Annotated in this window: 19 protein-coding genes; 6 read left to right on the forward strand and 13 right to left on the reverse strand. The window is 52.2% G+C overall.

Features of this window, described 5'->3' with window-relative positions; all coding sequences use genetic code 11:
• Positions 1-97: 97 nt before the first annotated feature.
• From QUE75_RS13100 to QUE75_RS13130, 7 genes are all read right to left on the reverse strand, one after another.
• The gene (locus QUE75_RS13100) at positions 98-2,578 is read right to left on the reverse strand and encodes a PKD domain-containing protein (RefSeq protein ID WP_286250744.1); all 2,481 of its coding nucleotides are present in this window, start codon (positions 2,576-2,578) and stop codon (positions 98-100) included.
• Between the two features lie 16 nt (positions 2,579-2,594).
• A complete protein-coding gene (locus QUE75_RS13105; protein ID WP_286250746.1) occupies positions 2,595-3,167 on the reverse strand; it encodes a DUF3299 domain-containing protein in 573 nt (190 codons plus the stop codon).
• Between the two features lie 90 nt (positions 3,168-3,257).
• A complete protein-coding gene (locus QUE75_RS13110) occupies positions 3,258-3,677 on the reverse strand; it encodes a hypothetical protein (RefSeq protein ID WP_286250748.1) in 420 nt (139 codons plus the stop codon).
• A complete protein-coding gene (locus tag QUE75_RS13115) occupies positions 3,678-5,318 on the reverse strand; it encodes a S8 family peptidase (RefSeq protein WP_286250751.1) in 1,641 nt (546 codons plus the stop codon). It lies immediately after the preceding gene.
• Positions 5,318-6,286 (reverse strand): hypothetical protein, encoded by a 969-nt coding sequence (locus QUE75_RS13120; protein WP_286250753.1) that lies wholly within the window; start codon positions 6,284-6,286, stop codon positions 5,318-5,320. The genes QUE75_RS13115 and QUE75_RS13120 overlap by 1 nt, the downstream gene beginning before the upstream one ends.
• 472 nt (positions 6,287-6,758) lie before the next feature.
• Entirely contained in the window at positions 6,759-7,526 is a 768-nt protein-coding gene (locus QUE75_RS13125; RefSeq protein ID WP_286250755.1) for a peptidoglycan-binding domain-containing protein, read from the reverse strand.
• Positions 7,527-7,990: 464 nt separating this feature from the next.
• Positions 7,991-8,695, reverse strand: coding sequence for a tetratricopeptide repeat protein (locus QUE75_RS13130; protein WP_286250761.1), 705 nt, complete (start codon positions 8,693-8,695; stop codon positions 7,991-7,993).
• A gap of 296 nt (positions 8,696-8,991) precedes the next feature.
• On the opposite strand from QUE75_RS13130, the gene QUE75_RS13135 reads away from it, so the two are divergent.
• From QUE75_RS13135 to QUE75_RS13160, 6 genes are all read left to right on the forward strand, one after another.
• The gene (locus QUE75_RS13135; RefSeq protein ID WP_286250763.1) at positions 8,992-9,684 is read left to right on the forward strand and encodes a hypothetical protein; all 693 of its coding nucleotides are present in this window, start codon (positions 8,992-8,994) and stop codon (positions 9,682-9,684) included.
• Between the two features lie 240 nt (positions 9,685-9,924).
• Positions 9,925-10,746 carry an EAL domain-containing protein gene (locus QUE75_RS13140; protein WP_286250765.1) on the forward strand — a complete coding sequence of 274 codons (822 nt, stop codon included), beginning with the start codon at positions 9,925-9,927 and terminating at the stop codon, positions 10,744-10,746.
• Between the two features lie 61 nt (positions 10,747-10,807).
• Entirely contained in the window at positions 10,808-11,893 is a 1,086-nt protein-coding gene (locus tag QUE75_RS13145) for a hypothetical protein (RefSeq protein ID WP_286250767.1), read from the forward strand.
• Positions 11,894-11,932: 39 nt separating this feature from the next.
• The gene (locus QUE75_RS13150) at positions 11,933-12,943 is read left to right on the forward strand and encodes a putative solute-binding protein (protein WP_286250769.1); all 1,011 of its coding nucleotides are present in this window, start codon (positions 11,933-11,935) and stop codon (positions 12,941-12,943) included.
• A 283-nt stretch (positions 12,944-13,226) separates the two neighbouring features.
• Entirely contained in the window at positions 13,227-14,969 is a 1,743-nt protein-coding gene (locus QUE75_RS13155) for an alkaline phosphatase D family protein (protein WP_286250771.1), read from the forward strand.
• Positions 14,969-16,132 (forward strand): metallophosphoesterase, encoded by a 1,164-nt coding sequence (locus tag QUE75_RS13160; RefSeq protein ID WP_286250773.1) that lies wholly within the window; start codon positions 14,969-14,971, stop codon positions 16,130-16,132. Before QUE75_RS13155 ends, QUE75_RS13160 begins: the two co-directional genes overlap by 1 nt.
• A 68-nt stretch (positions 16,133-16,200) precedes the next feature.
• On the opposite strand, the gene QUE75_RS13165 is transcribed toward QUE75_RS13160, so the two are convergent.
• The 6 genes from QUE75_RS13165 to QUE75_RS13190 all read right to left on the reverse strand — a co-directional run bounded on the left by QUE75_RS13165 (position 16,201) and on the right by QUE75_RS13190 (position 22,877).
• Positions 16,201-18,879: a hypothetical protein gene (locus QUE75_RS13165; RefSeq protein WP_286250775.1), complete on the reverse strand. Its 2,679-nt coding sequence runs from the start codon at positions 18,877-18,879 to the stop codon at positions 16,201-16,203.
• Positions 18,880-19,202: 323 nt separating this feature from the next.
• Positions 19,203-19,490, reverse strand: coding sequence for a hypothetical protein (locus QUE75_RS13170; protein ID WP_286250777.1), 288 nt, complete (start codon positions 19,488-19,490; stop codon positions 19,203-19,205).
• A gap of 38 nt (positions 19,491-19,528) precedes the next feature.
• Positions 19,529-19,927, reverse strand: a complete 399-nt coding sequence (locus QUE75_RS13175) for a hypothetical protein (protein WP_286250779.1) — start codon at positions 19,925-19,927, stop codon at positions 19,529-19,531.
• A gap of 15 nt (positions 19,928-19,942) precedes the next feature.
• Positions 19,943-20,311: an STAS domain-containing protein gene (locus tag QUE75_RS13180; protein WP_286250782.1), complete on the reverse strand. Its 369-nt coding sequence runs from the start codon at positions 20,309-20,311 to the stop codon at positions 19,943-19,945.
• Complete coding sequence (locus QUE75_RS13185) at positions 20,302-20,730, reverse strand: ATP-binding protein (protein WP_286250784.1); 429 nt, start codon at positions 20,728-20,730, stop codon at positions 20,302-20,304. The genes QUE75_RS13180 and QUE75_RS13185 overlap by 10 nt, the downstream gene beginning before the upstream one ends.
• Positions 20,727-22,877, reverse strand: a complete 2,151-nt coding sequence (locus QUE75_RS13190; protein WP_286250786.1) for a SpoIIE family protein phosphatase — start codon at positions 22,875-22,877, stop codon at positions 20,727-20,729. The genes QUE75_RS13185 and QUE75_RS13190 overlap by 4 nt, the downstream gene beginning before the upstream one ends.
• Positions 22,878-23,005: the final 128 nt, after the last annotated feature.

Here is a 23,005-nt window from a genome sequence, read left to right on the forward strand (position 1 = left end):
TAAGGCCGGAACACCACACCAGTACACATAAATTAGGTTATACGATATATCACAGATATCAAGTTCTATTTTGGAATAATAGCTATCATCTTAGGCCTTAGAGCCCATAACGGCATACTGGTTTGGGGGCAGAGCCCGCCTCAACCCAGATGGGGCTTGAAAACGCCACGGGCCGGCCAGTCTCCGGGTTGCGTATCCGCAGGAAGTAATAGGGTTCTTCGGTTACCGCTGTTAAGTCAAAACTGCCCTCACTCCCTTCGTAGGTTCCAACCGTTCGGTTACCTCTGGTGACAACTTCAATAACGCCGTTGAAAGCTGCATCACCAAGACGTAGCTCATAGCGTGCTGGTAGGGAGAATCCGTCAGGCCGTCCCAAGCGGGCGCCCATGGGTTGGTTGTCTATGCGGAAGTCTACTCTCAGATCATTGAAGTTCTGCGCAACCGCATAAAAGCGCCGGGCCAACATCGCTTCTTTGAGGTCAACCAATGCGTTTGAACGGGCGATCATGACGGTTTTGGGCAGCGAAGGCGCGCCCCAAGTCGTACCGTGATGGTCTTCAGAACCCACAGCACCCAGGTACCAACCTTTGTCTAGTGCGTAGGAAAGCCAGCTTCCGTTTTTACCAGAGCTGTCGTATTCAGAACCCTTACCGAATACCTCAAGGCCGACTACGCGCATGTTGGCACCTGGCACGTGATCGAAGTCGTTGAAGGCAAAAGCGGGGTCTCGGCCGCCGGGGATGTTAGACACAATGCCTTCAAACAGATCCTCGCGGCCTGGATGGTTAAATATAACCAAACCATCGCTGCCGCCACCTAGGAAGTCCGGGTACAGGAACCACTGCCAGAACAGGCCCATGGAGATGAGGTAACCAGGTCCGGTTTTGGCGTTAATAACGTTATTTGAGAAGAAGACGTTTAAATGGCCAAACCTGTCGGATGTCCACTCAAACCCCCGAAATGCAGTGAAGGCTGGCGTGCTAGCTTCTGTTGCCTGCTCTTGCGTGGCCCTCCATTTACGAAAGCTGTCTTCGGGGTTTTCTGTGTCGGCGATCAGGCAATCCAGGAACTGTTCTGAGAAGCAGTCACCGGTGACGGTGAGTGGTAATCGAGCATTGTCTGAGTGATCACTGATGCCGAAGAAATCGAGGCCCTGGCGTTTGGCTCGGTCAAAGGCGGTAGCCGGGCGCGTGCCAATGGCGCCATCTGAGTAGCCGGTGTGTCCGTGTATCACACCGATATAATGCTCAAACGTTTGCTCATCAAAAGCGGGGGTGCATTCGGATGCCAGTTTTGGAGTGGGGAGGGATCGAAACACAAACAGGGGGTCTGCAAGCTGGCCCAAAATCTGACCACAGCCAGAGAGGCTGGGAGCCATTAAGCACTCGGCAATGGGCGGGCTAACCCTTGCCAATATGCTTAGTGGGCATTCCACTGAAAATGGATTGTCTTCACAACGAAGTACGCCTCCGCTGCCTATCAGGTCGTTGACAACCTGTAGCGGGCAGCCCGCTTGAAAGGGGTTGAACAGGCAACTGATAATTCCCGGTTTTGGTTCTGCCCTCGGGACAATCTGAAGCCGGGCCGTTCGCGTGTCTTGTAGCGCGCCGTCTGTCGCGGTCACGGTGAAGTTGAGCGTGACCGGATCACTAATCTGCGGAACGATTACATGGGCACTTGAAGATTCCGCGTTTTGTATGGCTATGGGGAACGGGTCGTTAGGAGATTGCGACCATCGATATTGAATCGGATCGTTCTCAGCATCAACGGCTAGCGCCTCCAGTGAAACGACCTCACCCCCGGTTGCCACTCCTGGATTGGCCTGTATGGATTGCACAACTGGCGCTGTATTGGAGAACGACGGCAGGCTGGTGATGGTCACGCTATCTACTGAGGCGCCGCCCAGGCTATCCACCGCCTGGAAAGCAAAACGGTATACCTGGGGTTCATCCGTTCTGGGCAGCGTGACCGTGGCTACCAGGGTGTCGGCGTTTTCAAGAATGATCTGTGTTTGAGGTTCTAACAGGCTCCAGGCTACGGAGGCGATGCCGTCATCGTCCTGGGCCGTTGCTGCAAGTTCAAATGGCTCGCCACCAATAACTTCACGGTCCGGGCCCGCATCCACTACGGGAAGTGGGTTTTGAAGGGTGTCGTTTACAGTGACAACCACGGTATCGGTAAAAACGGCACCTTCAAAGGTTTCCGCTTCAAACTGAAACACGAGGTTTTTGGCGCCGCCTTCCACTTGCGGCGCCCGATAGCTGACAAGGTTTTGGTCTGGCTGGGAGAGCGCGGTGGCCGCAGGGCCGGATAGCTGGCGCCAAAGCACGCGAACAATGATTTGGTCGCCCTGCCCGTTCACTTTACTGGTGCCTTCCAGGGTGAAACTTTCGGCTTCGTCTACGGTTTGGGGCTCACCGGCGCTGACTTGCACTACTGAATCTGCCGGTGGTTGCTCTTCTGGGGGGGCCGGCTCCTCTTGGGGGTTACCCGGCTGCCCTCCATCAGACGAAGAGTCGCCGCAGCCGGCCACCCATAGTGGCATCAGCAGCACTAGGAAGTACCATCGAGAATTCATCTTACACTCCTGGATATCAGTTTTTGTAGGCGCTCACGACCGTGGCACTCAATTGGTAGCTGGACACCGCAAGTTCAGACTCTGACCGGTCGATTCGGAGCTTTCCGACCACTCGAACAGGCTCGTCAGGGTTGTCAGGCAATCGAACTTGTGAGTTTGAAGCATCTACCAGAACGATCTGGTTGCTGGCGGGCGGGGGCACATGAATGCACGCTCCGTAAAATGGTACTAGCAGAAATTCCTGAACTTCTCGGGTGCCAGCTTTGAACCGCAAAGGCACGACGTAACCGGGGATTTCCACCGTTTGGCCATGAAGAGTTTCTACCACGGGGGCGTTGTCAAGATATTCTCGTAACACCTGAAACAACCGCTGGGCTTCGGGGTCTTCGTCGTTCAGGGAGGAAATATCCTGGCCATCCAGTGGGTCTCTGTCTGGCCAGCCCAGAGGCACGAGTTCATCCCAGCCCAGCGGCCTGGGGGACGAATCGGCGTAAGGGCTCCAGGTTACGGCGATGGCCAGTGACAAGAAGAGCGCCAACAGCTTGTGTTGTTGGCGCACTATATTGCGAAGGCAGGGGTTTAAAAACATGCTTCAAGGCCCGAAACGTTACATCGACCAGACAATGTAACGAGCCTTTGTGACAAACTTGTTTAATATCGATTACTTTCTACGATATTTTTATCTGATGTCGAATGTGTCTTTCACTCGTTCAAACAAGTCGTGTACCTGTACGTTTACGCTGTGCATATTCCCCCCGGCAGGCAGTCCAGGAGACAAACCAGCACTACTGACACCAACGGGTACCAACAGGATGGCAAGCATTAGTATTCGCTGTAATCCGCGACCGCTGGAAGACATGCAAAGACCAAGTACCATCCAGAAAAAGACGGCCATCACCCACACCACTGCCAGTAGTACCCACAGCTCCACAAGCCAACCAAGATTGATAAAAGGCAGCTCTGGCATGGGCCCGGAGATTGTAAAAATCTGATTTACGGTATTGGAGACTAGTCCGCCCTTTCCGTGAATTAGCTCTTCAATCAACCAGATCATTGCCGCAAAAGCGCTAATTGCTGCAGTCAGCGAATGTTTATTCATTTACAGCAGCTCCTGAGATTTGTTGAACCGACAGTTGCTACCGCGGGTGTCACAGATATCGATCCACAGATCCTGACTTGCTGGATCAACATCCCGCACCAGGAAGACGGGCTCCTGGCTTTGCTGAACCATTTGCTTGCTGCCCGTACTGGTACTGGCAAATACGGTGTACCTTTCTTGGCCCGAAACAACTGGTAGGTTTTTTGCGTTAACTTCATGAACTCTACTCAGGGCTAAACCTTGTGGACTATTACGCACATAGGCGTCTGTTTGGCAGCGCTCAGGGCTGTTAAGAAAAGGAGTGATGCTGGCGGAAGCCGGCCTGGGCTTTGCACTTATACGTGCCAGGGCCGCTTTTGCATCAACGACTGGTACTCTGCTGCCGTCGGGCTGAATCACGCTCCTGGCAGTGGATTGCAGGATGTCAGCCAGGGCCGATGGTGTCAGCTCAGTGCTGCTGGATTGCCTGAGCAAGCCGGCGATACCCGCCACGATGGGTGATGAGAAAGAGGTGCCATCCCAGAAGGTGAGCTGACCCAGCCTATCCAGTGATAAGACTTCTGTACCGAGAGCGGCTACGTTGATATTCGCCCCCACATTCGAAAAACCGGCAAGGTCTCCACTGGCTTGAACGGCCGCAACGGTAACCACCCTGCGGCAATTGGCAGGTGACATGTTGGCAGCGTTTTCGCCGGCGTTTCCTGCGGCTACAACGGTCAGGATGCCCTTGTTGTAGGCGTAGTCGATGGCGTCTTGCAGGTACCCGGGGCAACGGCTAACCTGGCTCCCAATCGAGGCGTTGATCACGTCTACGGGGTTTTGCAGCCTGGGTGCCTGGCTGACAGAGGGGTCGCCAGCTAGCCATCTTATCGCCAGAGCGGTGTCGGTAAGCACTCCCCTGACTCTTCCGCTGCTGTCGCAACTGAGAGCCCTGGCCGCTATTATTTCCGCATTTATAATGCCAGCAATACCGGTGCCGTTATTGGTAATGGCCCCAAACACCCCACTCACTCCGGTTCCGTGAGATGTTCGGCAATCAGGCGCAATCTCGTTTTCCAGGTAGCGCCCGCTGAATCCGTCTGCTGATGCAAAGTTGTAACCTTGGGCGTAGCGCAGATCTTCTATGGCATAGAAGCCAGAATCCACCACGCCAATACGGACAGTACGGCTGGGCGTTGCCAGCGAGTAAGCTGCAAAAATATCTTGCACCCCTTGCCTACCAGAACGCGGCTCTTGCCAGGCAATTTGTGAGGAAAATCCCGGGTCTGACGGCGTAGCAGATGCCTGTTGAACGCTGTATTCAGGCTGAGCAGATAACGCCCCTACCACATCGTTCAACGGTTTCGGTTGCGATGGCAACGAAGGGTTGCTTACCCAGTAGTCTTCCTCAACCTTCAAAACGCCCGGCATGCTGGCAAGCTGTGCTTTGACTGCCTCGATATTTTCGGCGCCAACCTCGAGGATTTCTGAGGAAGCAAGCCTGGGGCCAAGTGATAGGGCTGACACCGAGCCATCGTAGGTTACTACGAGCCTGCCCGGACCTTGACCACCTGCTGCGGTGTGATTCTGAGTCTCTGAATAAGCGGGTAAAGGAAGCGCCGCAGCAACGGCCAGAAACGGCACGAACACTGACTTTTTCATTACATTACCTCGCAGCAGATTTTCTGGTTTGCGCTAAACCGAACCAGCGACTCGATAGCGGCATACTCGCTGTTTAACCTAATTCCCTGCTGGGTGTTTTGAACGTACCGAGGGGAACTCAGAATTCGAGAATAGAGTCCAGCACTGCTTACGTATGCGAGGTCGCCTGCCAACAAACCGCCGGGTACGATAACCTCAACATATTGGTTTATGCCCTTGAGCATCTCGCGGCCGTAACTGCCGTGGCTGGCAATCATTTGGACTGCGTAATCAAGCTCTCGTTTGAGGACCTGTTCGGATACTCGGCCTTGCCTGTACTGCTGCTGTGTCTGTAACAAGTTGTCTAATGCGAATGCCGTATCGAATGCCCAGGGGCCGTTTTCCGGTTTGAAGCCCTCAAGCGCCGAACGCAATTGGCTGTGGGTGAGCTCGCCATTGAGATACGCCATCTGTAGGAAGAACTGATACAACACGGCGTCTTGTGTTAATTTGAGGATGCTCTCTCTTTCCGCCAATGTGTTTTCCACCTGCTCCTCGATGATGGCTGCTGACGTGTTCTGAATAACCACATTCAGATTCACTGTTGCAGATTGGCCAGGGTATTGAAGCGCGAGTGTTAAGGCTACATTCGTTGGACGGTCTACCTGAGGCAGGCTCAGTGACACGCTGTTCTCGCGAAAGCCTGCCAGCTCGACACCGACATCGGGCGAAGCGGCAATTTCAACGGATTCAGGCGCAGGAAAGGCACCACGAAGGGTCAGGGTCTGGCCTTCCGGCCCGACCGAAAGCGCACTATCAAATCTGACCAAGCCATTTTCAGACAGCACACCGCGTTTGTTGTTAGCAGATTTGCTGTCTCCTGCTCCACCTGTATCACTATCTGAACTACCTCCGCCACACGCGGCTACGACCAGAACCAGGCTTATCGCTGCCAGGCATCTCAAGCATTGGACTATTGGTGCGCTCACATTTTTTCCTCACTGATTGGTTTTCCAGCCTCTTGCGGTGAAGAAATCCCGTGTCCGCAGCTATCCCTGGGCGGGAGGCTTTTTGTCACTAACTTGACGCAAAACTATACGCATGTGCGCCAAAAAAGATGCGACACAAATCACGACAATTTTTGTGATTGACTGCGATGAGTGGAGTAAACCGGATGAATCAGCGATTAGCTTCGGGGATCTAATAATTATTTTTTTGTTTTATTATCAGCATTTTGGCGAGCTTATTAGCGAATACCTCGCTTAGGAAAAGTTAATTGAAGGTGTACCTTGCGATAAACGTAAACTTTTGTTCTGAATCGTCAGGTTTTTTTACACATCTGAATTGAGATGGAGTTAGAGCACTTAAGGTAGGGAGGGGGAAGATAAAGGCTAACGCAATAGATCTGGACGTTAGCCTGAGGGCCAGCCGGCTAATGCGGCCGGCCCCGGAGCGACGAGCTTAATCCATCAAACCTAGGCTTTGCATGGCCTCAATGGTAATGGCACCAGACGCAAGTCCGTTTTCAATCTGGTATTGAGATAGCGCGTTAATTGTATTTGGCCCGGGCAGGCCATCAATCTCGCCCGGACTGAAACCAAGGCTAGCGAGGCGCGTTTGAATGTTTCTCACCATGTCTCTGGTGAGGTCACGATCGCACACTGCTTGGCGCGCTACGATTGTGGGACGCCCTTCATACCGCCTGACACTCACATCCATAGTCTCTGCGGGCACTTCTCGCTGCCTGGTTTGAGCGGGCTCAACCAATTCCGCGATCTCAAGGGTGTCGATTTCATCGTCCAACTCTACAGGAACTACTTCCGCAGGCTGATCCACTACTTTACGGGTAACTGTCTTATACTCGGCGGGAATGATTTCAGTTCGGGTTGTTTCTGGCTTTACCAACCGTGTAACGGTGATGGTTCTGGTTCTTGCAGGAATTTCCTTTGCGCAGAAGCCGAAAACAGCTGAAGCAGCACCATAAGCGGCAGCACCTGAAGTGCGGCAGGGCTCAAGCTCTGTTCGGGCCTGCTCCAAGACGACCTCTTCTTCAACCTCTTCATACTGGGCGGGCTCTACCACCAAGCGGGTGGACTCCGGCTTAACCAGCACTTGTTCTTCTATCTCTTTGTAGGTTGCGGGCTGCACACGGAATGTTTTGGTTCCCTCTTTAGTAACAACCTGTTTGAACCCACGACTGAATTCGGCCGGCGTTACCTCAAGGCGCACCTCTGAATCCCGAACCCTGACTGTCACGCTGTCTTCTACGGGGCGCGGCTGTATTTGGGCATAAACCCAACATTGCCCTGGCCGGATGTCTAGCTCTTGGCCAGTTGTTTGGGACATCAACAGCTCAGAGGTTGCAATGGGCTGACCTACCCTGGCGCTATCCGTCTCCGGCAGTGGCGTTGAGGAAATGGGTTCTTCAGGCTGTCGTTGATCGTCAGCTGACGCGGATCGGCGACTGCTGGCAACAGAGCGCTGCTCAGGCATCGGCTGCGCCACGCCGGAAGGAGCAGCGGCCTGTGTATCAGCCGTCAAGCTTGAGCCGCCGACTTCATACGAGTACAGACCACTGACCCTTGGTGCTGGCGACTCGTTCTGCAACGCACAGCCACTTAACATTAGCACTGCTGCCGCCAGCAACGTTACCTTTTGGTTTACGCTGATTCTGCTAAGCATTCTAACCCTCATTATCGGCCGGCAAACTGGCGGGAAAACTCAATTCCAGAGCTGACCATTTGATCACTCAGCCCAATCTCACGCTGCAACCGGGTAACCATTTGTTCCCCGCCCCGAAGGTAATAGGCAGCAACCATACTCCGCCCGACGCTCTGCTGCTGACCAGAGAGCTCGTAGGCCGTACGCAACTCAAATGCTGCCTGACCATACATGCCAGTGCGCATTAAGCCTATGCCAAAGTCGTTTCTTATAGCAGCCGATGCGGGATTCTGGGTTTTGGCTTGCTGAAGTGCTTCCAAGCCTTCTTGCACACGGTTTGATTTTAGGTACACCACGCCAAGGCCGTGATAGGCTTCGGCACTGCCACAAGTACGCACAATTTGTTCGAATGCGTTCTCCGCCTGGTCAACCTGCTCAACCTTGGCCATCAGCTCTGCCCAGCGCAGCCAGTGCTGCTGCGTGGCGAACGATAAGGTTTCGAGCCGCGCCAGTGCAGCATAGTTTTCCGATTTGGCCATTAAATCATCAATAGCATCGAGTTCGACACGCTGCTCAGGCGTCACGTTGTTTGAGCATACGATGGGGAGGTTACCCGGGGACGTCATGGTCGCATTTGGTTGTTCCTCGTCTACGGGCATGAGTGCTGCACAACCAGACACAAGTGCGATGGCTGCTGCGGCAAAGACCGGACGAGAAATGGCCTTCCAGTACTTCATTCCATTCTCCTCAGTGAGCTGATGCAATCTATGGCTGTGGCAAGTATACCCGAACTAGTATCTGGCGCGAGGGCGTTGCTTAAAGTTGAGCCAACTATTTGGGTACCTGACGATACCAGCCAACCGTTTGCCGATCATCCTCTTTAGCTTTTTTTGGGTTCAGCAGGCCGGAAGGCTCGCCAAAAGTCTTAATTCTATAGTATAACTACCATTATACTATTTGTAACAGATCGTATTTTTAAGGCTATATGTGGTTTAAAGCGCCACTAGGTCAACACGGGAAAGGAGCGAGTTAGATGCTGAAGTCTACCGGTTCGTCGGCTGGCGAAGCGCGCGTTCAACACCCGCCTGACGAATATTCAGGCGAGCAAAATCCTTTGGTAGCGATATCAACCAGTCGGACCTTCAATGCTGAAGCCCTTAACATGATCAGGCCTTCAGACCGCTTTAGAATGCTGGTTGAGCATTTTGAGATGTTCGGGCTAGATCCAGTTTTTACGCACACTGACATTAAATTTTGGTTCCCGGAAATGACAGATACTGCGATTCGGGTCATGGTTAACCGCCAATGCGCCAAAGGCGACGTGGTTCGAGCTGTTTGCCATGGGGTTTACCAAGCCAGCAGGCTTGACTGGTCATCAAAACAAATTTTAGCAGCTACCGCGTTAAAGCTCAGAGGAGGTATGGATACCTATGTCACCATGCACAGCGCCATTGAGGAAGATGACGGCGCTGAGTTACCACTGCTGCTTGTGTGTCTTACCGCTGGCAGAGATGGGGTTATTACGTCTGAGCGACATGGAATTCTTGCTCTGAAACATACCAATACGCCTATTGACGATATACGAGGCACCCTCGCCTGGGACGAAAATCTGCGCTGCCTGAGGGCATCCAAGTTGAGAGCAAGGCTTGATTTCCGGAAACACCAGCTCGGACTGCGCTCAATGCTACGTAAAGCCCGAGCCAACGCTGAACTCCCGGAGCTTTAGCCACCTTAACAGCGCAGGGAGCATTCCCGCGAAAACCCCGAACTTTGCTTATGCCCGAAATCGGGAGGCGTTGGCCAGAAATAGTGTCTTTCCCGTCGCAAAAGCCATTTGTAAACCTGTGTAACAGGGTGTAACTTTAGTATACCTTACACTATACGATGCTCTCAAGGGCGATTTATGTGCCACGAACCAGGCCACGAATACAAACTGAATGACAGAGTGTCCCAACTACAGTCCGTCATGGATACAACAGGATTTGAGCTGGCTTTCCAACCGAAGTTTCGCGCAACGAACGGTTCGATACGGGGGGTTGAAGTGCTGGTTCGTTGGCCAAATGCTGATCAGGCGTGGCAGCAACCGGATCAATTTGTTCGACTTGCGGAAGAGCAAGCCCTATCTACTGCTCTTGATCTGCAAGTACTGACTCAAACACTGAGAACGCTGAATTCGATGCCCGCAGGGGTTAGATTGTCTCTATCTCCCATTTCAATCAATATTTCCGCTGCCAGCGTACAGGATGACAGCTTCCTTGATGCCATTAAGCGTATTCTCTCTTCAACCCATCATCCAAAGCTGATTTTCGAATTGACTGAAACTGCTCCTCTTGGTTCGCTTGAGAGGGCCTGCACTGTGTTCAATTCTCTTACCCGCTACGGCGTGTCTCTTTCAATCGATGACTTTCTGCAAGGCCACAATGATTATTCGGTTTTGCAGGCGCTCCCGGCTACCGAGATCAAAATCGATAGGAAAGATGTGGCAATGATTCATGAGCGGCGAGGGTTTCAACGGGTTGCCGGGATCATCACGATAGCAAAGCAAAGAGACCTGCTTGTTACGGCGGAGGGAATTGAAAATGAGGGGCAATGGAGCCTGCTGAAATCTATGGGGTGTGACTTCTGCCAGGGTTTTTGGTTGGCCCCTCCCATGGACATGACAAACCTGATCCGTTTTTCACACGACCATCAGAACAAGAATGCGCAAGAATTCGAACACAGGTCGCGGGCGTTCACAGGAGCATTTTTGGGCACTGGAAACAGAAAGCTGAAACTTGCACCGCGCTGACCAATAAAGCATGATACCTATCATACGATTGTCTAATAAAAAGTATAATGAGGTTCTGATAATGCCCATCTTTTCCATAAGCTCGTCAACAGCGTTCGTACGGAAATCTTTCGCTACCGCCGTCTGGAGAAAAGGCTTCTTTGCCGCAGCCGTCGCTCTGGGGCTTGCTGGTTGCTCTGCCAATCCTGTGTACACCACGACAGGCATCGTTTTATCGAACTACGCCGAATCTGAAGCGACACCATATGTTTTAGAGATGACTGATGCGCGAATGGCATGCTCTCTGGGCCAATCACTTGACCCCCTGGTGTATTCATTCAGTAGGGTGACATCTCCCCCCGATACAACCGGCTCGCTCCTGATGCTGCTTGCCGCTAATTGTTCAGAGTACGAACTGATGGAAGCCGAACTTGACTTTCTTCGGGCGAATTATGAGGGCAACACCAACGCAGCGAGACATGAACGGGAGCAGGTCAAAAGGCTTAATGCCGAGGTTGCTAACCGGCGCGTTCTGGCATTTGAGCGGGCTATGGCAGCGTACAGTTTTGACCCTTCCGCCGAACCACTGGAATGTCCTTTTCTGTTCAACGATCAAGATGAGCTGACATTTATGCTGGGGCTGGTAACCGGCCTTCAAGCCATCGTTAATGACGCGAACTCTGGAGCCGCTGCCGGCGTACCAAGAAATATTGCGCCGCAGGCAGAGCGAGCAATTCGTTGCGTTGACAATGAAAAGTGGGGGGGGATTCCCAATGCAGTTCGTGCTGTTGTCTGGCTGCTGCTGCCAGATACCCAGCCCAAGCTGGGGCCCGATCCGTGGATGGTTCTAGACAATAGCAGCAAGCTTGGCTTTGAACGAGGCTTTCGGGTTTCCAGTGCTTTAGAAATCGTTGCTGCCGAAACGTTTGGGCGCCCCGAGATCAAAGAAAAGGCAATTGCGGCGGCTTCCGATGCCGAGGCGTCAATGGAAGCAACAAGCGCGTACCCCCTTCTTGATGCAGTTGCTAAACGGATCCTGATGCATGCATCCGATAAACACTGGGTGGCAGAATACGGGTATCGAACCCCATCCAATCAATTTGGAAAGCTCTCTCCGGTGTCCCAAAGAGCCCCGGTTCAGACGATGGATCTGGACGGCCTTCTCTGATTATTCACAAAAACAAGACTGATTTACCAGGAGTTACACATGCGAAAATTTCTTGCAGCTGCATCATTGGCGCTTATGGCACCCGTAGCGGTTTCAGCCCAACCATTATCGGTTTGCGTTTTTGATGTGATTGGTGCAAATGGCGATGTTTTTAACGTTATGAAGGATTACGCGCTGGAGGTGAAGCCCCTTGGTGTTGACTTGCAACTCAAGCCTTACACGGATGAAGGGGTTGCCGTGGGGGATTTTAACGCAGGCCAGTGCGATGCCGTGGCAGCAACCGACCTCAGGACCCGGCCATTCAATAAGTTTGCAGGCTCTATCAGTGCTGTTGGCGCACTGCCAACTTATGAGAACCTTGAAACACTTCTTGCAACTCTCGCGCAGCCCAGAGCTGGTGCGTTGATGAAGAGTGACGGTTACGAAGTGTTGGGCATTTTCCCTGTTGGCGCTGGTTATCTGTTTGTTAATGACCGCTCAATCAACACAGCGAGCGCCTTGGCGGGGAAGCGCATGGCGACACTGGAGTACCAACGCGACGCCATTCATATGGTTAACTACGTTAAGGCGACGGTAGTACCTTCGGACATCACGAACTTCGCTGGTAAGTTCAACAATGGTTCTGTCGACACAGCCTACGCACCTGCTTTCGCGTATGAGGCTCTGGAACTCTATAAAGGTATCGAGCCTAACGGTGGCGTGGTTGACTACCCTCTTGCACAGCTAACAGTTCAGCTGATCGCACGTGAAGGCATACTGGATGACGAAACTGCTCAAAAGGCTCGAGAAGCGGCTTGGGGGATGCATGGCCAGGTCATGGCTTTGATTAAGAGCCAGGAAGCGGCTATCCCAGATAACAAGTGGATTCGCATTCCGGATAGCGACATTGTTGGTTACCAGGAAATGTTTCGTGAGAACCGGCTGGAAATGCGAGATGGCGTTAACAATGCGCCATCTGTATACGACGCGAGAATGCTGAAGCTGATGGCAAATATCCGATGCGCCAGCAACCCGGGTGCGGCTGAATGTACTGCCGATAACCGAGAGTAGGGGCTCTAATGGCCGGGTTCTGCCCGGCCAAATTAATCTTCAGAAGAAGCCGAGCTAATGCTTGGCTTTTTGCGTATCTGTAACAAGACAATCTTATCGTCCTCGATATGTAAACACGCTGCAACACCTTTATGAAATATATGCGTCTATTCTATAATTTTCCCGGAGCTTCAAGCTTGCTTTGTAAATAATATTGATGAACCTGATACTTTAATAAAAGACAAATAAAAACGTAACAATGCGGGTGTAGCCTTCCGCTCATGATGTTTTGAGGAGGCACCCCATGAAACGAAGAGATTTTATTACCCATGCAAGTGCGGCCGGGCTATCACTCGGGTTGCTATCTGCGTGCGGCGGCAGTTCGAATGGCGCAACGTCCGATGGTGCGGTTGCGGATAACGCAGACCAGTCACTTGGCAACAGTCTGGACGTTATCCGGGATCAGATGCCCGGATACAGCGGCCCCAATCCGTTTGTTCACGGCGTTGCCAGTGGTGATCCCCTGGCCTACCAAGTCATTCTTTGGACCCGCATTACTGCAGAAGGGCTGGATGAGATACCCGTTATCGTGCAGGTCTCTGAAACGCCCGACTTCGGTATGCTTGTATACGAAGGAATTGGTTACGCTCGGTCTAGCGCGGACTATACGGTAAAGATTGACGCCAATCTTCCGCAACCAGGTACAACCTATTATTATCGCTTTGAGTCGTTGGGCTATGTTTCATCCACCGGCCGCACCCGCACAACACCAGCACCGAGCGAGCAAACTGATCACTTGCGGTTGGCGGTCGTTTCCTGCTCAAACTATCCCTATGGCTACTTTAATGCCTACCGGAGAATCGCCTACCGTCCAGACCTTGATGCGGTAATTCATTTGGGTGACTACATCTACGAGTACGCTCAAGGTGAGTACGCCGACAAGAACCTGACCGGAATGCGACCAGTCGACCCTCCTCATGAGATTGTCTCTCTGGATGACTATCGCCGTCGTTACGCGTGTTATCGCACAGATGGAGATCTGCAGGAGTGCCACAGGCAACATCCTTTTATCTGCGTTTGGGATGACCACGAAATCACTGACAACTCCTGGAAAGACGGCGCCAAGAACCACAACCCTGAAAACGGTGAAGGTGATTATGTGGATCGTAAAAGAGCAGCTGTCAAAGCCTACTTCGAATGGATGCCGATTCGTCGCGTAGATCCTGACGATGAAATACGCATCTATCGTCATTTCGAGTTCGGGCAATTGCTATCACTGATGATGCTGGATACCCGCTTGATCGGGCGCAGTGAGCAGGTCTCTTTGCCATCAAAAGCGCGGGATCCGTCCAGACAACTTCTTGGCCATGAGCAAGAAAAGTGGCTCTTTAACCAACTTCAGAACTCGAGCAGTCGCGGGGCTCAATGGCATGTGATCGGCCAGCAGGTCATGCTCTCTCCACTCACGCTGGGCACCCTGCCCGACACCCCAAACTGGCATATCGGCGGAGGAGCCCAACTCAACTATGACCAATGGGACGGCTATGAAGTCAGCAGGAGAAACCTGCTCGGGCGCCTTGAAGCTATGGCCCTGAACAATGCTGTTGTACTCACCGGCGACATCCACAGCTCGTGGGCCATGGATGTCGCGATGGACCCAGGTAATGTGTTTGCGTACAACCGATTCACTGGCGAGGGCTCGCTGGCTGTTGAGTTCGTGACTCCGGCGGTGACGTCTCCGGCAGCGCCAACCAAGGGGCTTTCGGACCTGGCAGCTGCCGCTCTGATTCCGCTTAACAGGCACCTGAAATGGGTCGACCTTTACCACCGCGGATATATGGTCCTTGACGTAACTCCGGAGCGCTGCAAAGCGGACTGGTTCCATCTAGAGACAGTATCGGAGCCTAGCAATCAAGAGCACTTTGCCCGCTCTTATATGACGAAGGACGGTGGCAATCATGTGGAGCGCGCCAATGCTCCCAGCGCCCCTAAACTGAACGCCCCGGCACTTGCACCGGCCGCGACTCAAATCATGGAGGCCCTCTGATGAGCGTTGATCGCAGACAATTTCTGAAAAATTTCCTGGTTGGGGCGGCAACAGTCCCGACTTTAGCTGCCTGTGGCGGGGGGAATAATGGTAACGGTAATACAGACAACTTGAACGAAGATGGTGATGTTTTCCCGGAATCTCCGGAAGAGCCGAACATGACGCCCACTGAAAAACTTCGGTTTATGGTTGTGGGCGACATGGGTACCGGAACCCAGGGTCAATACCACGTTGCAGCGGCAATGGAAAAGGTTGCTCGGGCCCAGGGTGCAGAGTTTGTTCTCGGAGCCGGAGACAATATCTATGAAGAGGGGGTTACTTCGGTGGACGACCCCCGGTTTCTGGATAGCTTTGAATATCCGTATCAGAACCTGGATCTGCCGTTTTATATGTGTCTAGGTAATCACGACTGCGCCAGCACGATTTTTGGTGGCGGTAGCGACAACAAGCGGGGCAACTATCAGGTTGACTACCACTACAGCAAAAACCGGTATTCCAATAAGTGGAAGATGCCTGCTCGCTTTTACAACGAAGCGTTTGGTAAGCACGCAGACGATGCACCGTTTCTTGAGCTGTTTGTCGTAGACTCCAACCCTTTGACAAGCTTTTACCTGGACCGAGATGAAGAGTTCAACTGGCAGAATTACGGCTACCCACAGCAGATGTGGATGAAAGAAGCAGTAGGAGCATCGAAGGCCCACTGGAAGATTGCATTGTCTCACGTTCCCTACAAATCTAACGGTAAACACGGCGATGCAGGGAATCTCGATGAAGGCCTGCGGATTCTGTTTAATAATCCAGATGCGGATGGCCTCAGATATAAGGCCTTCCTGGAAGATGCCTTCGCTCATAAAATCGATATGCTGTTTACCGGCCATGACCATTCCATGCAGTGGATCAAGCCGGTTTCTGAGTTTGGCCCCGCACATATCATCGTGTCTGGAGCAGGGGGCAAAACAGACGCTCTAAAAAAACCTGAGAGGAACCCTACGTTCTATCAAAGGGAAGAAATGCTGGGGTTTGTTTGGTTGGAACTGTCAGAATCCACTATGAAGATCGAGTTCTACGTTGTAGATCCTGACAGTGGAGATTACCGAGTTGGATTCTCGCGCGAAACCGTTAAACCGGTGACGGCTGACGCACTGGAGGCGGACCTGGCCTGACGGCCTTAACGATACAGCCTCAGCCATCGTGCATTGACGATGGCTGAGGCTCCTGAAGAGCATCCAGATCAGAGCTCGCTGGTTACACAGGCACCATAGAAATCCAATATCTTCGCGACGCTTAGCAAACCACCCTCCATAGCGTAGCGCACGCCGGCGAGATTCAGTGTTTCATCCAATGGAAATGACACAAATGAGGCTTGTGTGTCGTTAACCAGGAACAGAGCGTTGAGCGTCAAGCCATTCGTATTGCTGAAATCCCGAGACCCGGTTTCAACACCGACGGCACCGTCCGCTGCAACCGGCACTTCTGTGATCTGTGACAGGCTGTCCAACCCCAATAGCGATAGTTGTAGCGCCTGATTTGGGTTACCAAGAATGAAGCCTATTCGCTTATTCGCCCCCAAATCTTGTGTGAGTGCGTCCAGATTCAGTAGCGGCGGTCGGGCGTAAACGTCGACATAAGCTTGGAATAGCCCTGCCAAACCGAACGGCATGGTCAGCCGAGCGAATGTGTTGGTGCTACCATCAGTGATGTTTTTCAAGGCCTCATCTGACAGTGCTCCAGATCCGTCACCGATGATCACAGGAGCGCCGTCACCGAAGATGCTACGCACTTTGACATCAACCATGTCGGTGGTCAGGAAGCGGGAAACAGTATTAGACTCCAAGATGCCGCACTCATTGCCCACACTGTCTGCAGTGACCGAGATAACTTGGCTCGTTTTCGGGCCGCCTGGAATTCCGCAGGTCAGCGAGAAGTCGTATCGACTGGTGTCCACCCGACGAGGGAGATTTACGGAGTGGGTCCCGGTACTTGCATGATCAAAGTAGCCGGGCCACTCGCCTACGCCACTTTGGCCAGTTTCACAGAACAGTGCATTTTTGGCTTGCCATGAAAAGTTGATCGTATCGCCACTGGTCGCCATCGGTGTCGGCGTGTTGAACGATTCGATAATCGGGCTAACATTCCCCACGACTACGTAGGTGCTGGCTGTGGCTTGCAGCCCAAAATCACTACCAGAGCATGACACAGAGTAGGTATAGATTCCTGGTTCGTTGGGCGCTACGACCGCCCGGGAGCCGCGAAGAGGAATTTGAGACTCTTCCCAGTTCTGGTTCACACTTCTGGGGATGGTGCAGGTAACAGCGTCGCTGGAGTCCCAGTTCAATGACAGTGCACCGCCAGGAACCACTTTAGAGGCTGAAGCGGAGAGCGTTGTGCTCGGCCCGGTGATTTCCTGCACGAGCGCCCCATCGACTTCAGTAACTTTGATATTCACCGCTTTGCTCAGAGAACCTTGCTCGTTGTTATCACCGGAGCAAATCAGCGTTGCATCAAGTGGGTGCGTACCTGCAGCAAAGTCAGGCAGCGGAACGTCCACCGGGCCGGCAATGCCGCCGCCCATCAACGACTGACTACGCCATTCCTTCCATGTCTGGCTATAAGGCACGCACTCGTTAGCGTTGACAGTCGCCCAGTCAAGCCTCAGTTTGTCCTCGTTTATGGAGTTGTCCAGACTGAACTGCCCATCCGGCGCGGGCGCGGAACCGACCACGAGGCGTACGCTGTCTGATAGGCCGGCGTTACCATTTCGGTCGACGCAGCTGAGATCGTAATTGTACACTCCGGGATTCAGGCTGGAGACCTCGAATGTTCCCGTCAGGTTGTTCTGAAAATCCGCCTGAAACACTTCAGACCACCGCGAATCTTCTCCAGAAGCTGTGCAACTGACCGCGCTTGAGTCGACGGCCCAATCGAAGCTGGCCGCTTCATCGAATGCGGTAATGCGGACGCTTTGGCCATCATCGAAAGCCATCGTAACGACAGGGCCCGCCGGCCTGACGTTAAAAAGGATGTTTTCAATAGTGGTGGCGCCGTCGTTGTTCGAGCACGACAGTGAATAAGCGTAGTTACCCGGCTGCCCTACGGTTGTCGAAACTCGGTCAGAGCCTTCAAAAAGCCTATCCCATTGAGGATTCTCGGGGGAGCTCGCACCGGTGCATTTTGCCGCGCCTGGCGCTGACCATTCGATGACAACCTCTTGGCCAACCTGCAGTTCTGAATCAGGGCGGGTAACGAACGTAATGTCCGGCCCTGGGCCGGCAGCAATGGCTGGCGCTACAGTGATACTCACCTGTTCCGTGGTTTCGGCTATTGTGGCACCACCGCAAGCAAGGCCGTAGACGTAGGTGCCAGGTGTGCCTGGGACCACGATCTCTTCGAAACCGACAGTCGGTCGATTGCCTGACCAGTTACTGTTGAGGCCGGGGGGACTCACTGCGTTACATTTCAATGCGTTCGGAGAACGCCAGGTAAAAACAATAGGGTCGCCCACTCGAACAATGCCAGCCGTCACCGCATTATAATCAATCAATGCTGGTAGTCGCTCTTGGACCATAATGCTCGCAACTGCTGCCTCAGAAGTACTTTCGTCATTTGAACAGGCCAGTTCAAAGTGTGCCTCCCCTGGTTTTTCTACAACAACCGTCTCAGACCCGCTTGACGCGCGATGGCCAATCCATGCGCCTTTGGCCTGGCATTGATTTGCGTTCTGAGATTCCCAAGTCAAGGTAATTGTCTGACCTTGAGTAATCTTGGACCGATCAACATTCAATGTTACCGAAGCCGTTGTATCGGCTGAGTTTATCCGTGGTGAATCACTGCCACCGCAGCCAGCCAATAGAGTGGCTGCCAGAGGAGCCCAGAAGAGCAGCTTTAATCCGTTTTCGCTCATTTGCATCATTCCTTCCAAAGACCTGTATCGTAGTACTGCATTTATGCCAATCAGCCAAGGAGCAAAAATTTTCGCCAGCGTCAGGCATCAACCTAAACAAATCCATGACAGCTTCTCATGTTTTGCCGTCCTGATTATAATGCGACTACCTGTTACATTTAAAGGTCAGAGATCATAATCAAGGTAATAACCGGTTGTGACCAGGCGGTCACAAATCAGTTGGTGGGGTTCTTAAACGCATAAGCCACCCCGTAACGCTGAGGAGGTGGCTTTTTTTGGGGAGGTAACCGAGCCCTGTCCGATTATGGGGACGACAGGCAACCAGGGTTTACTTAAACTTTTTGAGAAAGCTTTCCGGATACACTATGAGACTTACGAGCATTCGCTGTCGCAATACGTTCTGCAAGTTTTTCAGCACTGTAGTCTGTGAGGGCAAGAGATCCGCAGCATACATCTGCCAGCTCCTTCCTCAATTCAACTGGCATTGCCGGGCCTGACAACTTTGAACCGACCTCACCTCGGGCTCTTAGCGCTTCTCCACTCAACATAAACACTTGAAAACCGCTTGTTGCTAGCGATTCAACTTCCGATCTATATTGCGCTTGGTAATCTTGTCGCATAATCAGCTCCGGTAAGTTCTATCAACCTACACATAATATTATCCAACTTTGGCCAGTTCGTTGACCATTGTCACATAATCCTCATAATACTTTACGGGAGTTATCCACTCTCGTCTCACTAGACCTTCGTCTATACTGTCATCGTCGCGTAGACAAGAAATCAGGATATACCCGTATTTCTTGTAGAACATCTTCAGCTCGTGTGATTGCCCGGGATTGGCGACAGAATCCCATTCCGCGTAAATAACGTACTCTTCGTCGTCCACATCAAAGGCTATCATTTGCGGTGAGTTTTGCCCAAACGACTCGTGTAAAAACACAGCGTTACGAGGCTCCCCGCTATCCCAGGGAAGCCCATAGAGAAACCAGACAACGTTGGCAATCTCGCCGTTCTGATCTCTTTGAATACCAACGGTTCCATCCAGTACTATCGACATGCCCCCTCCTCGAAGTTAACCCTCGGCCCGACGCTGTACAGCTTCCAAGTATTCATCCATTTCAGCTTGGTTGGCAAAAACGGTGAGGTCTGGCATGACCTTGACGATCTCAAAGACCTTTCTAACCCCTTTGCTCATCTGGGTAACACTTACCTGCCCCCCACGGGACTTCATGAGTTTGAGAGTTTTGAAGATCACCCGCAAGCCAGCGGAGCTAATGAACGTAACGCCCGCCATGTTGAATGCAACAACCTTTGTCGAGGGGCCAATAACGCCATTTAGGTAGTCGTCCAGTTCAGGCGATGTATCGCTATCCAATGAACCCTGCAGTTCCAGACTGACAGCTTCCTCAGCGCTATTTCTCTTTACTATTTTCAGTGCCATGGGTCATTTTCCTTGGAGTCTTTGGTGGCCTTAACCACAACGCATAATGTATTGAGCCCGTTTTTGTAAGTGTAATCTATTTTGTCACTTAACTGAGTGATTAGCGTCAATCCTAACCCCCCGATTCTTCGGGACTCTATTGGCTGGTGTATAACGGTGCCAATTTGCGTGGGATCAAAGCACGGACCACCGTATTGAAATGTCATTTCTATTGCCCCATTGCGGCATTCCAGCGTAAGCCACCATTTGAATTCGCTTTCTTTGGATGCAACATGCTCACGAATGTTGGCATGGAATTCATCGATGATTGTAAAACAGTCGTACACGCTGTCGCTATCATAAAGTGCTGGTGGTAGTGCATCCCTAACAGCATTGAATATGGATGAGACGCTGTCTTGCGTTTTTATTGTCAGTGTCATGATCCCTGGCCATGGTGATGGATGGTCAATAGCGTTATGTCATCAGATTGGGGAGCTCCTCCAATAAAATCAAGCAAATGTTGCCGCATAACACCCAGCAATCCGTCCGGGCCCGCGTGCGGCCTGAACCCAAGACTCAGCAGGCGGTCGTCACCAAATTCTTCTCCTCTCGCGTTGAAGGCCTCTGTCACACCATCGCTGTACATAGATATTTTTTTACCAGGCTCTATTCTGGCAGATTTGACTGGGTACGAGACATCTTCATAAAGCCCGAGCGGTGGGCCCGATTCAAGCTCAACAAATCTTGGCGCCGCAATGCTACTTATTTCAAGCGGGGCGTTGTGCCCAGCGTTTAACCAGGTTGCGTTCCCCGTGGTAAGGTCAATAGCGCATAAGATCATGGTGACAAACATGCAGCTATCATTGCTCCTGCACAATTCGTTGTTAAGCGCATTTGCAACGGTTTGAAGGTCTCCGTCGTGGGAGCGCACGAGGAGGTTTAGCAAACTGACCGTTTTAGCCATGAATAAGGCAGCCGGCGCTCCTTTGTCGGAGACGTCGCCAACCGCGACAATGGCTTTACCACTCGGCAAACGGATAAATTCGTATAGATCTCCACCCACCGCTTTTGCCGGTTGCAGCCACGCTTCTATCGTCCAATTTCGGTACTTTTCTTTAAATTGGCCGGCCCCTGGCACCATTGCCATCTGTATGGAACGGGCAACTGACAGTTCTCCCTCCAGTTTTTTTCGAGCGATTTGCTCTGTTTCCATGGCCTGGGAAAGGGTTTGGACAAGTCTTCTGTTTAGCAACACTGTCCGTACCATTGTCCCAATTACCTGCAGATGCTCTATCGTTTCCTGCGCGACGAACATGAATTGAGATTGTACGGAGATGAATCCAATTCTAAGGTCCTGTTGCTCAATGTTATCCAGCGGAATGAACAGTACCGGTTTGGGGTCTGAGCTCACACAGATATGCGGATGTAACGGATCCTGGGAGGTAATGTAATCAGGGGTGCCCTTTGACGATGCGTTAAGAACGAAATTCTCTTCAATGCTTTGGTTACCAGAACCTACAGCGGGTCCTGTTTCACTGACGGTTTCGGGGTTCTTGCTGGTGGAAACCAACTGGGTAAACACCTTGGCTGTGTCATCGTGCTCCCATACGCTGATCGACCCTAGTTCGTAATGCGCAACCACACGATGTAGGGAGGCTCGCAACTGATTCTTAAAAGTTTCCCCAGTAGCAAGGTTTACAAGCTCAACTCCTAACTGCCTGATGAACCGTTCACTGGACGCCGCTGCCTCCAGGTTGCTACGCCATTTCTGTCGCTCAATCGCAAGGCTCATCAGCGATACAACGGATGTCATCTCCTCAATGGCCTCACCATCTGGCTTTTTGGGTACGGAACTGAAAGCCGAGAGAACACCCAGTAATTGCCCTTTGTGATCAAGGACCGGCTCCGACCACACTGCGTCTACGTCTAATTGTTCTGCGATCTGAGTATAGCCCTGCCAACGGTGGTCATCCCGGATTGACTCACAAACCACTCTGTTTTTTGTATAAGCCGCTGTTCCAATTGAGGTTTCTCCGTAACGGGCGGCAATGATTGGCAGCCTGCTCCGGAGATCTTTGGCAAATCGCGATGCACCCATGGTTTCAAGATGGTTTCTTTGTTGATCAAAAACTGCGATTTGGCAGCGACTGTCTTTCAGACGAATTTCAGCGAGTTTGCAGAGGCTGTCAAAAATGCTCTCCAGCGAGACCCCGGCATTTATGCTGGTCAGCACCCGGTTTCTGATGACGTCTGCAATCCGGTCCATTTTGTATCGATTGATGTTGTTTGCACTGAGTATTCGAGCAGTTTTACCCTCAAATACGGTGTTCGCAAGGTAGCAGTCCGTCCATATTCCTTGCCCATCCTGACCCGTGAATATCCACTCTTTGCGCTGCGAACCACTGGCTTTGAGTTGGTTCATCCATCGTTCAAAGTCGAGCAGTGAAAACGGATGTGGTTGCCAGGCATCCGGGCGCATGATGACTTTGTCTGATAATTCTGCGGCGCTGTTGTAACCAAAAAGGTCCAGTGCCTGCTGGTTAGCAAAGAGCAAGGTAAGCGTCTGGCGATCGAAAACCAGAATCACGGAGGCTTCCTGATTCAACATGGAGCGGGTATCTGATAAGGATGATCGCAGGCGCCTCCGAGCGCTTTCAAGCGCTGCCACCAATTCCTTTTCGCGCCTCAAGGCTAGCCGTCGATCTTTTCTAACGC

The organism is Marinobacter shengliensis, from assembly GCF_030297115.1.
Classification (GTDB): domain Bacteria; phylum Pseudomonadota; class Gammaproteobacteria; order Pseudomonadales; family Oleiphilaceae; genus Marinobacter; species Marinobacter shengliensis.

Coding starts and splice junctions, on each gene's coding strand:
- QUE75_RS13100 (WP_286250744.1), bottom strand. CDS start 2,578: ATGAATTCTCGATGGTACTTCCTAGTGCTGCTGATGCCACTATGGGTG.
- QUE75_RS13105 (WP_286250746.1), bottom strand. CDS start 3,167: ATGTTTTTAAACCCCTGCCTTCGCAATATAGTGCGCCAACAACACAAG.
- QUE75_RS13110 (WP_286250748.1), bottom strand. CDS start 3,677: ATGAATAAACATTCGCTGACTGCAGCAATTAGCGCTTTTGCGGCAATG.
- QUE75_RS13115 (WP_286250751.1), bottom strand. CDS start 5,318: ATGAAAAAGTCAGTGTTCGTGCCGTTTCTGGCCGTTGCTGCGGCGCTT.
- QUE75_RS13130 (WP_286250761.1), bottom strand. CDS start 8,695: ATGAAGTACTGGAAGGCCATTTCTCGTCCGGTCTTTGCCGCAGCAGCC.
- QUE75_RS13135 (WP_286250763.1), top strand. CDS start 8,992: ATGCTGAAGTCTACCGGTTCGTCGGCTGGCGAAGCGCGCGTTCAACAC.
- QUE75_RS13140 (WP_286250765.1), top strand. CDS start 9,925: ATGGATACAACAGGATTTGAGCTGGCTTTCCAACCGAAGTTTCGCGCA.
- QUE75_RS13145 (WP_286250767.1), top strand. CDS start 10,808: ATGCCCATCTTTTCCATAAGCTCGTCAACAGCGTTCGTACGGAAATCT.
- QUE75_RS13150 (WP_286250769.1), top strand. CDS start 11,933: ATGCGAAAATTTCTTGCAGCTGCATCATTGGCGCTTATGGCACCCGTA.
- QUE75_RS13155 (WP_286250771.1), top strand. CDS start 13,227: ATGAAACGAAGAGATTTTATTACCCATGCAAGTGCGGCCGGGCTATCA.
- QUE75_RS13160 (WP_286250773.1), top strand. CDS start 14,969: ATGAGCGTTGATCGCAGACAATTTCTGAAAAATTTCCTGGTTGGGGCG.
- QUE75_RS13165 (WP_286250775.1), bottom strand. CDS start 18,879: ATGATGCAAATGAGCGAAAACGGATTAAAGCTGCTCTTCTGGGCTCCT.
- QUE75_RS13170 (WP_286250777.1), bottom strand. CDS start 19,490: ATGCGACAAGATTACCAAGCGCAATATAGATCGGAAGTTGAATCGCTA.
- QUE75_RS13175 (WP_286250779.1), bottom strand. CDS start 19,927: ATGTCGATAGTACTGGATGGAACCGTTGGTATTCAAAGAGATCAGAAC.
- QUE75_RS13180 (WP_286250782.1), bottom strand. CDS start 20,311: ATGGCACTGAAAATAGTAAAGAGAAATAGCGCTGAGGAAGCTGTCAGT.
- QUE75_RS13185 (WP_286250784.1), bottom strand. CDS start 20,730: ATGACACTGACAATAAAAACGCAAGACAGCGTCTCATCCATATTCAAT.